The following is an 8,182-nucleotide window of genomic DNA, read 5'->3' as shown; positions in this document are numbered from 1 at the left end:
GGCTGGGGGCGGCGGGGGTGACCTGGTATCCGTTGGGGAAGTTGAGGGAGGCGACGGCGAACACGACGCCGACGAGGATGATGCCGATCATCTTGGCGCCGCTGCGCAGCCCCAGGCTGCGCTGCTTGAACACCTTGATGTAGTCGTCCACGAACCCGACGAGGCCGAGCCCGGTCATCAGGAACAGCACGAGCATGCCGGAGATGGTCGGCTCGGTCCCGGTGACGAGGTGCGCCACGGCGTAGCCGACGAGCGAGCCGACGATGAAGACCGTCCCGCCCATCGTGGGGGTGCCGCGCTTGTTGAGGTGGGCCTCCGGGCCCTCGTCGCGGATCATCTGCCCGTAGCCGAGGCGGTTGACGATCCGGATCCACACCGGCGTGCCGAGCATGACGAAGACCAGCGCGGCTCCGCCGGCGATGATGATGTTGGTCATCGGCCGTCCTCCGCGAGGATCGCCTCGGCCACCCGCTCCAGTCCCGCCACGCGGGATGCCTTGACCAGCACGACGTCCCGCGGCGCCAGCCGCTCGTTCAGCGCGGTCACCGCCGCGCCGACGTCATCCACCTGCACGCACTCTCCCGTCCATGACCCCACCTGCCCTGCCCCGCCGGCCATCGCCGCCGCGTTCGCGCCGACGACCACGAGGCCGGAGACCCCGCTGCGCGCCGCGTGCTCCCCGATCTTGGCATGTTCCGCCTCGGCGGAGGCGCCGAGTTCGCCCATCTCCCCCAGCACCGCGTAGGCGCGGCGCCCCCGCGCCATGTGGACGAGCACGTCGATCGCGGCGCGCATCGAGTCCGGGTTGGCGTTGTAGGCGTCGTTCACCACGGTCACGCCGTCGGCCCGCTCGGTGACCTCCATCCGCCACCGGCTGACCGGCGCGGCCGCGGAGAGGCCCGCGGCGATCTCGGCGGGCCCGAGCCCGGCCGCCCGCGCCGCCGCGGCCGCGGCGAGCGCGTTGCCGACGGCGTGCGAGCCGTGCAGGAGCAGCGCGACCGGCGCCGAGCCCTCGGGGGTGACGAGCGTGAACCGCGCCCGGCCCCGCTCGTCGAGCGTCTCGCCGGCGGCGCGGACGTCCGCGTCCGGCGACCGGCCGAAGGTGACGACCCGCCCTTCGGTGCGCGGCGACATGGCGGCGACCAGCGGGTCGTCGGCGTTCAGCACGGCGGTGCCGCCCGGCCGCAGGGCCTCCACGATCTCGCCTTTGGCCCGCGCGATGTTCTCCCGGCTCCCGAACTCCCCGACGTGCGCGGTGCCGACGTTCAGGACGACGGCGACGTCGGGCGGCGCGATGCCGGTGAGGTAGGCGATGTGGCCGATGCCGCGGGCGCCCATCTCCAGGACGAGGTGGCGGGTCGCGGCGTCGGCGCGCAGCACGGTGAGCGGCAGCCCGATCTCGTTGTTGAACGAGCCGGGCGGGAAGACGGTGGGCCCCGCGCGGCCGGCGAGCTGCCCGATGAGGTCCTTGGTGGACGTCTTGCCCGCCGAGCCGGTGACCGCGGTGACGGTCACGTCCGGCAGCCGGTCCAGCACGCCCCTCGCCAGCCGTCCCAGCGCCTTCTGGACGTCGGCGACGACCACGCACGGCCCGTCCACGGGGCGCTGCGCGAGCACGGCGGCGGCGCCGGCGGCGAGGGCCGCGGCCGCGAAGTCGTGCCCGTCGGCGCGCTCGCCCTTGAAGGCGGCGAACAGCGCCCCGGGCCCCGCAGCGCGGGAGTCGATGACCACGGGACCGCCGACCACGACGTCCGGGGACCCGTGGACGGTGCCCCCCGTGATCTCCGCGATCGCCGACAGCGGAAGTGGGATCACGCCTGCGCCCCGTCCCCTCTTGTCCCTTTCACCCGGCGCCGGAGCGCCTCCCGGGCGACCTCGCGGTCGTCGAACGGATGCACCTCGCCCGCCACGTTCTGGCCCTGCTCGTGGCCCTTGCCCGCGATGACGAGGACGTCGCCGCGGCGGGCCCGGCCGACGGCCAGCGCGATCGCGGCGGCCCGGTCGGGTTCCACCACGACGCGCGCCCGCTCGGGCTGCGGCACCTTCAGTCCGCCCTCGACCATAGCGGCGAGGATCGCGAGTGGATCTTCCGACCTCGGGTTGTCGCTCGTGAAGTAGGCCGAGTCGGCCAGCCGGGCGGCCGCCTCCCCCATCAGCGGGCGCTTGCCGCGGTCGCGGTCGCCGCCGCAGCCGAGGACGATCGCCAGCTCGCCCTCGGTGACGGGCCGCAGGGCGTTCAGGACGGCCTCGACGGCGCCCGGCTTGTGGGAGTAGTCGACGAGCGTGACGAAGTCCTGGCCCTCGTCGACCCGCTCCAGCCGGCCGGGCACGCCGGGCAGCGACGCCACCCCGTGCACGGCGGCCTGCAGCGGGATGCCCGCCTCGACCAGCGCGACGATCGCGGCGAGCGCGTTGGCGACGTTGAACGGCCCCGCGAGGCCGACCTCGGCGTCGGCCTCGATGCCGCCGGGCCCGACGACGCGGAACACGCTGCCGTCGGCGCCGACGCGCACGTCCTCCGCGCGCCAGTCGGCCGCCGGGTCGCCGGACGCGGAGAACGTCGTCACCGGCACCGTGGCGATGTCCAGCAGCTCGCGGCCGTGGTGGTCGTCGAGGTTGATGACGCCGACGCGGGAGTACTCGGGCGTGAACAGCCGGGCCTTCGCGAGGAAGTAGTCGTGCATGGTCGGGTGGTAGTCCAGGTGGTCCTGGGACAGGTTCGTGAACACCGCGACCTCGAACACCGCGCCGCCCACCCGGCCCTGGACGAGGGCGTGGCTGGAGACCTCCATCGAGGCGGCGCCGACATCGCGCTCGCGCATCATCGCCAGCAGCGCGTGCAGGTCGGTGGACTCCGGCGTGGTCAGCGCGCTCGGCACCCGCCGGCCCGCCACCCGGATCTCGACGCCGCCGACGAGGCCGGTCTCGATGCCCGCGGCGCGCAGCCCCGCGTCCAGCAGGAACACGGTGGTGGTCTTGCCGCTGGTCCCGGTGACGCCGATGAGGGTGATGTCGCGTCCCGGCTCGCCGTAGACCCAGGACGCGGCCTCGCCGAGCCGCGCGCGGACGTCGGGGACGACCATGACCGGCAGCCCCGTCGCCGCGGCGCGGTCGTAGCCGTCGTGGTCGGTGAGGATCGCCGCGGCGCCGGCATCGGCCGCCTGGGCCGCGAACCGGGCGCCGTGCGCGCGGGTGCCGGGCAGCGCCGCGTAGACGTCGCCGCGCCGCACCGCCCGCGAGTCGTGCGTGATGCCGGTCGCCGACACCGCTTCCCAGCCGGTCTGCTCGATTCCGAAGAGCGCCGCGAGTCCGTTCAGCGGACGGGCCGGATTGGTGGTGGGGCGCATGGCGTTTCTTTCGGTACGGGCGGATCGGGGCTGCTGGGACGCGGGTGGTGGACTCACAGGCGAGGAGGGTACTCGCTGCCGTCAGTCCCGGGCGTGGATCTGGATGATCGGCGGTCGGCTCCCCGTCGGCGGGATCTTCTCGGACTTGAGGGCGAAGCCCATCACGTCCTTGAAGACCGGTGCGGCCGCATCGCCACCATAGTGGCTGCCCCGCTTCGGGTTCTGCAGGACGACCTGCACGACGAGCTGGGGATCGTCGGCGGGGGCGAACCCCGCGAACGACGCGGTGTAGCCGCCGCCGTCGTAGCAGCCGCAGCGCGGGTTGACGACCTCGGCGGTGCCGGTCTTCCCCGCGACGCGGTAGTTCTTGATCTGCGCCTTGGGGGCGGTGCCCTCGTCGGTCGTCACGCCCTCCAGCATGTCGCTGATCTGCCGGGCGGTGCGCTCGCTGATGATGCGGCGGCGGTCCGGCGCGGGCGACGGGGTGAACGCGTCGTCCTCGCCGACGGTGCCGGCGACGAGGGTCGGCGCGACGCGCACGCCGCCGTTGGCGATCGTCGCGTACACGCTGGCCATCTGCACCGCGTTCACCGAGACCGTCTGCCCGAACGCGATCGGGTACCGGTCGGTGCCCGACCACTGGGCGGGCGGCTTCAGCAGGCCGGGCGTCTCGCCGGGCAGCGGCAGGCCGGTCTTCTGGCCGAACCCGAAGTCGCGCAGCGTCTGGTAGAGCTCCTGCTGGCCGATGCTCTCGCTGGCCATGATGGTGCCGACGTTGCTGGACGTGGCGAGCACCCCGGCGAACGTGAGCCGCTCGGTCGGGTGCGGGTGCGAGTCCCGGAAGACGACGTCGTACTTCTTCATCTTGTCGGGGACGGTGTAGGGCGTCTGCGGGGTGACCCCGCCCTTCTCCATGACCGCGGCGGCGGTGACGACCTTGCCGGTGCTGCCCGGCTCGAACGCCTCCTGCACCAGCGGGCTGCCCCACAGGTCCTTGTCGGACTTGGCGTACTCGTTCGGGTCGAACCCGGGGGCCGAGGCCATCGCGAGCAGCTCGCCGGTGCGCGGATCCATGACGATCACGCTCCCGCTCTTGGCTCCGGTCGCCTTGACCTGCTTCTCGATCGCCTCCTGCGCCTTGAACTGCAGGTCGCGCTCCAGCGTGAGGCGCACGCCGCGCCCGGGTTCGGAGGGGCGCTTCTGGTCCTCGCCCATGGGGATGTGCTGGCCGTCCAGGCTGATCTCCACCCGCTGCCAGCCGGCGCGGCCGGCGAGCATGCCGTCCAGCGAGCTCTCCAGCCCGGCGGCGCCCTTCCCCGTGTCGTTCACGAAACCTATGACGCTCGCGGCCAGCGAATCGTTGGGGTATTCGCGGCGGTACTCCGGAAGGGTCCCGATTCCGGGGAAGTCCCACGAGGTGATCAGCCGGGCCTGGTCGGGCGGGACGCCGTGCGCGAGGTACACGAACCGCGTGTCCGGCTTGCTGATCTTCTGCATCAGCGCCGCCGGATCCAGGTCGAGGGTCGGGGCCAGCGCGTTGACGATCGACTGCCGCTTGTCGGCCTTGATCAGCGACGGGTCGGCGGTGATGGCCCGCGCCTCCACCGTCATGGCGAGCGGGTGGCCCTGCGCGTCGGTGATGTCGCCGCGGATCGCGGGCAGCTCGATCTTGTGGAGGCGCTGCCGCATCGCCTGCTCGGTGTAGGTGCCGGCCTCGATCGTCTGGAGCTGGACGAGCCGCCCCGCGAACAGCGACAGCACGAAGGCGACGACCAGCAGCGCGACGTTCAGCCGCTTGAGCGGGTCGCGCCGGTGGAACGGGACCCGGTTCCAGTGGCCGCGGCCCGGGGGGCGCCGTCCCGAGCCGCCGCCGGGGCGGGGCCCGCGCGGGCCGCCGCCGCCCGCGGGACGTGCGCCCTTCGCGGTCCGCACCGTGCGGCTCGCGGCGCTCTTGGCGGGCGAGCTCCCGGCGGGTGAGCTTCTGCCGGGTGAAGTCTTGCGGGGCGCCTTCTTCGGCGCGGGCCTGCTCCGCGCCTTCTTCTCGGCCGGCTTCTTCGCGGAGGACCCACCGGCCCCCGTGCCCTTGCCGCCCGCGCTCTTGCCGCCCGTGCCCTTGCCGCCCGTCTCCTTTCGGGGGGCGGGGACCGTCGGGTTGCGCGCGGGACGGCGGGCGGCGCCGCCCTTGGCGCCCGGCCGTCCCGCGCCGTCGGACCTCCCGCCCGCAGGGCGCGGAGGGTTGCCGGTGCGCCGCCCGGACGCGCGCGCCGCGCCCGGGCCGCCGCCCGCGTCCCGGTCCGCCGGGCCGCGGGAGCCGCGCCCGTCCGGACCGCGCCCGCGGCCCGGCGGAGGCCCGGACGTCCCGCGTCCCGGCGGCTTCGTCACCGTGTCACCCGCTCCCCGCTGCCGTCGTGCCCGCTCACGGCGCCCCGGCGCCGGGGACCACGGTGCCGGGGACCCCGACCACGCCCGCCGCGCCGGCCGCCGCGGCCGCCGCGTCGGGGACCGGGCGGATCCCGCCGTCGCCGGCCCGGCCCGAGCCGCTGTGGAAGAACGCCGGGTCCTCGGCCTCCTTCATGCCGAGGGCCTTGGCCTTGTTCGACAGCCCCTCCGGGGAGCTCTCGCGGGCGATCTCCGCCTCGTACGCCTGGCGCTGCTGTTCGAGCTGCTTGGTGCTCTGCTGCAGCCGGGTCAGCGTGAACGCGTCCTTCGCCAGGACGGTGTTGAGCAGCAGGAGGCTCACCAGCGCGCCGCCGAGCAGCCCGACGATGAGCAGCACGAACGGGGCGCGCGGCGGTGCCTGGGTCCGCCGCGACGCGCCGCGGCGGGCGCCGGCCGCCGGGATGCTCCTGGCGGGCGCGGCCTTCGCCGCCGTGCTCTTGCTCGCCACCGTGCTCGTGGCGGGCGTGCTCTTGGCGGGCGTGCTCTTGGCGGGCGCGGACTTGCGCGCGGGCGCCTTCTTCGGCGCCGTCTTCGGCGCGGCCTTGGGCGGCCTGCTCTTCGCGGCCGTGCCCTTGGCGCCCTTGCCCTTGGCGGTCTTGGTGCCCTTCGCGGCCGGCGCGGCGGCGTCGGCCGGGCGCTGCCGGGTCCGCTTCCCGGGCGCCTTGGGCGGCGGGCGTCTGCTCGTCGTGGTCATGTCGCCTCCCGGACACGCTCGGCGGCGCGCAGCCGCACCGATCCGGCCCGTGGGTTGGTCGTGGTCTCCTCGCCGGACGGCAGCTCGGCCCCGCGCGTCAGGAGCCGGAAGCGCGGCTCGTGCTCGGGCAGTGGGACGGGCAGGTCCGGCGGCGTCGTGTCGGCGGCCTGGGCGGCGAGGACCTGCTTGGTGATCCGGTCCTCGAGGGAGTGGTAGGACAGGACGGCGATCCGGCCGCCGACCGGCAGCGCGTCCAGGGCGGCGGGCAACGCCCGCCGCCAGCTGTCCAGCTCGCCGTTCACCTCGATGCGCAGCGCCTGGAAGGTGCGTTTGGCCGGGTTGCCGCCGGTGCGGCGGGTCGCGGCCGGGATGGACGTGCGGACCAGCTCGGCGAGGCGGCGCGTGGAGTCGAACGGGGCGCGCTCGCGCTCCCGGACGATCGCCGCGGCGATCCGCTGGGCGAACCGCTCCTCGCCGTACTCGCGCAGGATCCTGGCGAGCTCGGCGGGCGGGTAGCCGTTGACGACCTCGGCCGCGGTGAGCCGCTGGGTGGTGTCCATCCGCATGTCGAGGGGAGCGTCGTGGGAGTAGGCGAACCCGCGGCCGGTCTCGTCGAGCTGCGGGGAGGAGACGCCCAGGTCGAACAGGACGGCGTCCACCGCGGGGACGCCGAGCCGGCGCAGCACCGCGGGGATCTCGTCGTAGACGGCGTGCTCGAGCGTCACCCGGTCGCCGAACGGGGCGAGCCTGCGCGCGGAGCGCTCCAGCGCGGCGGGGTCGCGGTCGAGGCCGATCAGGCGCAGGTCCGGCACGGCCCGCAGCATCGCCTCGGCGTGCCCGCCCATGCCGAGCGTGCCGTCGAGGTAGACGGGCGCACGGCCGGTGACGGCCTCGGCCGCGGGGGTGAGGAGTTCCAGGACGCGACCGAGCATGACCGGTACGTGACCGGCCCCGGCCGCGTGGTCACCCACGTCCATGCTGCACCCCCAGTACTGCCACCGCTCGCGGACTTGTGGCATCGCCGGATCGGATGACCGCTGACTGCGCACCCCCGGCGGCGGCCTCGCCCGGCCAGGTCCCCATCCGCTGCCCTAGAGGAAGATCACCGCGTGGTGCGCGGGGGGTCGCCGTCTGGCACCGGGGAAGCTGCGCCAGCTGGCTCGGAGAGCGGCTGGAGACCTGGCCGAACGTGGGCCATTGCCGGTCATCGGACCGACGAGTCGTTTCTCAGAGGATCCCTGGCAACACCTCCTCCGAGACGTCGGAGAACGTCTGCTCCTCCTGCTCCAGGTAGGTCTCCCATGCCTGCGCGTCCCAGATCTCCAGACGCGTGTTGGCACCGATGACCGTGCAGTCGCGGGTGAGGCCCGCGTACTTGCGCAGCGGAGGCGGGATCGTGACGCGGCCCTGCTTGTCGGGGACCTCGTCGGACGCGCTGGCGAAGAAGACCCTGCTGTAGCTCCGTACCGCCTTCTCGGTGACCGGCGCGGCACGCAGAGCCTCGGTTATCCGCTGGAACTCCGCCATGGGGAAGACGTACAGGCAGCGCTCCTGGCCCTTCGTGATCACCAATCCCCCCGACAGCTCCTCGCGGTACTTCGCCGGCAGGAACAGCCGTCCCTTGTCGTCGAGACGCGGTGAGTGGGTGCCGAGGAACACCGGCCCACCTCCCCGCGCCGCATGGGGCGCTACTGCCCCCCAC

The 8,182-nt window shown here is 74.3% G+C and carries 6 protein-coding genes and 1 pseudogene; all 7 read right to left on the bottom strand.

Annotated elements, in window-relative coordinates; translation table 11 throughout:
• Positions 1–436: pseudogene (locus tag E1266_RS33085) on the bottom strand (phospho-N-acetylmuramoyl-pentapeptide-transferase); the annotation flags it as partial.
• Positions 433–1,815, bottom strand: coding sequence for a UDP-N-acetylmuramoyl-tripeptide--D-alanyl-D-alanine ligase (gene murF, locus E1266_RS33080; protein ID WP_132053849.1), 1,383 nt, complete (start codon positions 1,813–1,815; stop codon positions 433–435). The gene murF and the pseudogene E1266_RS33085, both read right to left, overlap by 4 nt.
• Positions 1,812–3,347 carry a UDP-N-acetylmuramoyl-L-alanyl-D-glutamate--2,6-diaminopimelate ligase gene (locus E1266_RS33075; RefSeq protein WP_132053847.1) on the bottom strand — a complete coding sequence of 512 codons (1,536 nt, stop codon included), beginning with the start codon at positions 3,345–3,347 and terminating at the stop codon, positions 1,812–1,814. The genes murF and E1266_RS33075 overlap by 4 nt, the downstream gene beginning before the upstream one ends.
• A gap of 81 nt (positions 3,348–3,428) precedes the next feature.
• Positions 3,429–5,729: a penicillin-binding protein 2 gene (locus E1266_RS33070; protein ID WP_132053845.1), complete on the bottom strand. Its 2,301-nt coding sequence runs from the start codon at positions 5,727–5,729 to the stop codon at positions 3,429–3,431.
• 34 nt (positions 5,730–5,763) lie between these two features.
• A complete protein-coding gene (locus E1266_RS33065) occupies positions 5,764–6,480 on the bottom strand; it encodes a hypothetical protein (protein ID WP_132053843.1) in 717 nt (238 codons plus the stop codon).
• Positions 6,477–7,457 (bottom strand): 16S rRNA (cytosine(1402)-N(4))-methyltransferase RsmH, encoded by a 981-nt coding sequence (gene rsmH, locus E1266_RS33060; RefSeq protein ID WP_132053851.1) that lies wholly within the window; start codon positions 7,455–7,457, stop codon positions 6,477–6,479. The genes E1266_RS33065 and rsmH overlap by 4 nt, the downstream gene beginning before the upstream one ends.
• Positions 7,458–7,707: 250 nt before the next feature.
• Entirely contained in the window at positions 7,708–8,139 is a 432-nt protein-coding gene (gene mraZ / locus E1266_RS33055; protein ID WP_131986738.1) for a division/cell wall cluster transcriptional repressor MraZ, read from the bottom strand.
• Positions 8,140–8,182: the final 43 nt, after the last annotated feature.

The organism is Actinomadura sp. 7K534 (assembly GCF_004348575.1).
In the GTDB taxonomy this organism is placed as follows: domain Bacteria; phylum Actinomycetota; class Actinomycetes; order Streptosporangiales; family Streptosporangiaceae; genus Spirillospora; species Spirillospora livida.
The sequence above is the reverse complement of the archived record's forward strand: the minus strand, read 5'-3'. Positions and strand labels throughout refer to the sequence as shown.

What these genes read in the sequence shown, in the direction of transcription:
- E1266_RS33075 (WP_132053847.1), bottom strand. Translation starts at nt 3,347, where the DNA reads ATGCGCCCCACCACCAATCCGGCCCGTCCGCTGAACGGACTCGCGGCG.
- E1266_RS33065 (WP_132053843.1), bottom strand. Translation starts at nt 6,480, where the DNA reads ATGACCACGACGAGCAGACGCCCGCCGCCCAAGGCGCCCGGGAAGCGG.
- rsmH (WP_132053851.1), bottom strand. Translation starts at nt 7,457, where the DNA reads ATGGACGTGGGTGACCACGCGGCCGGGGCCGGTCACGTACCGGTCATG.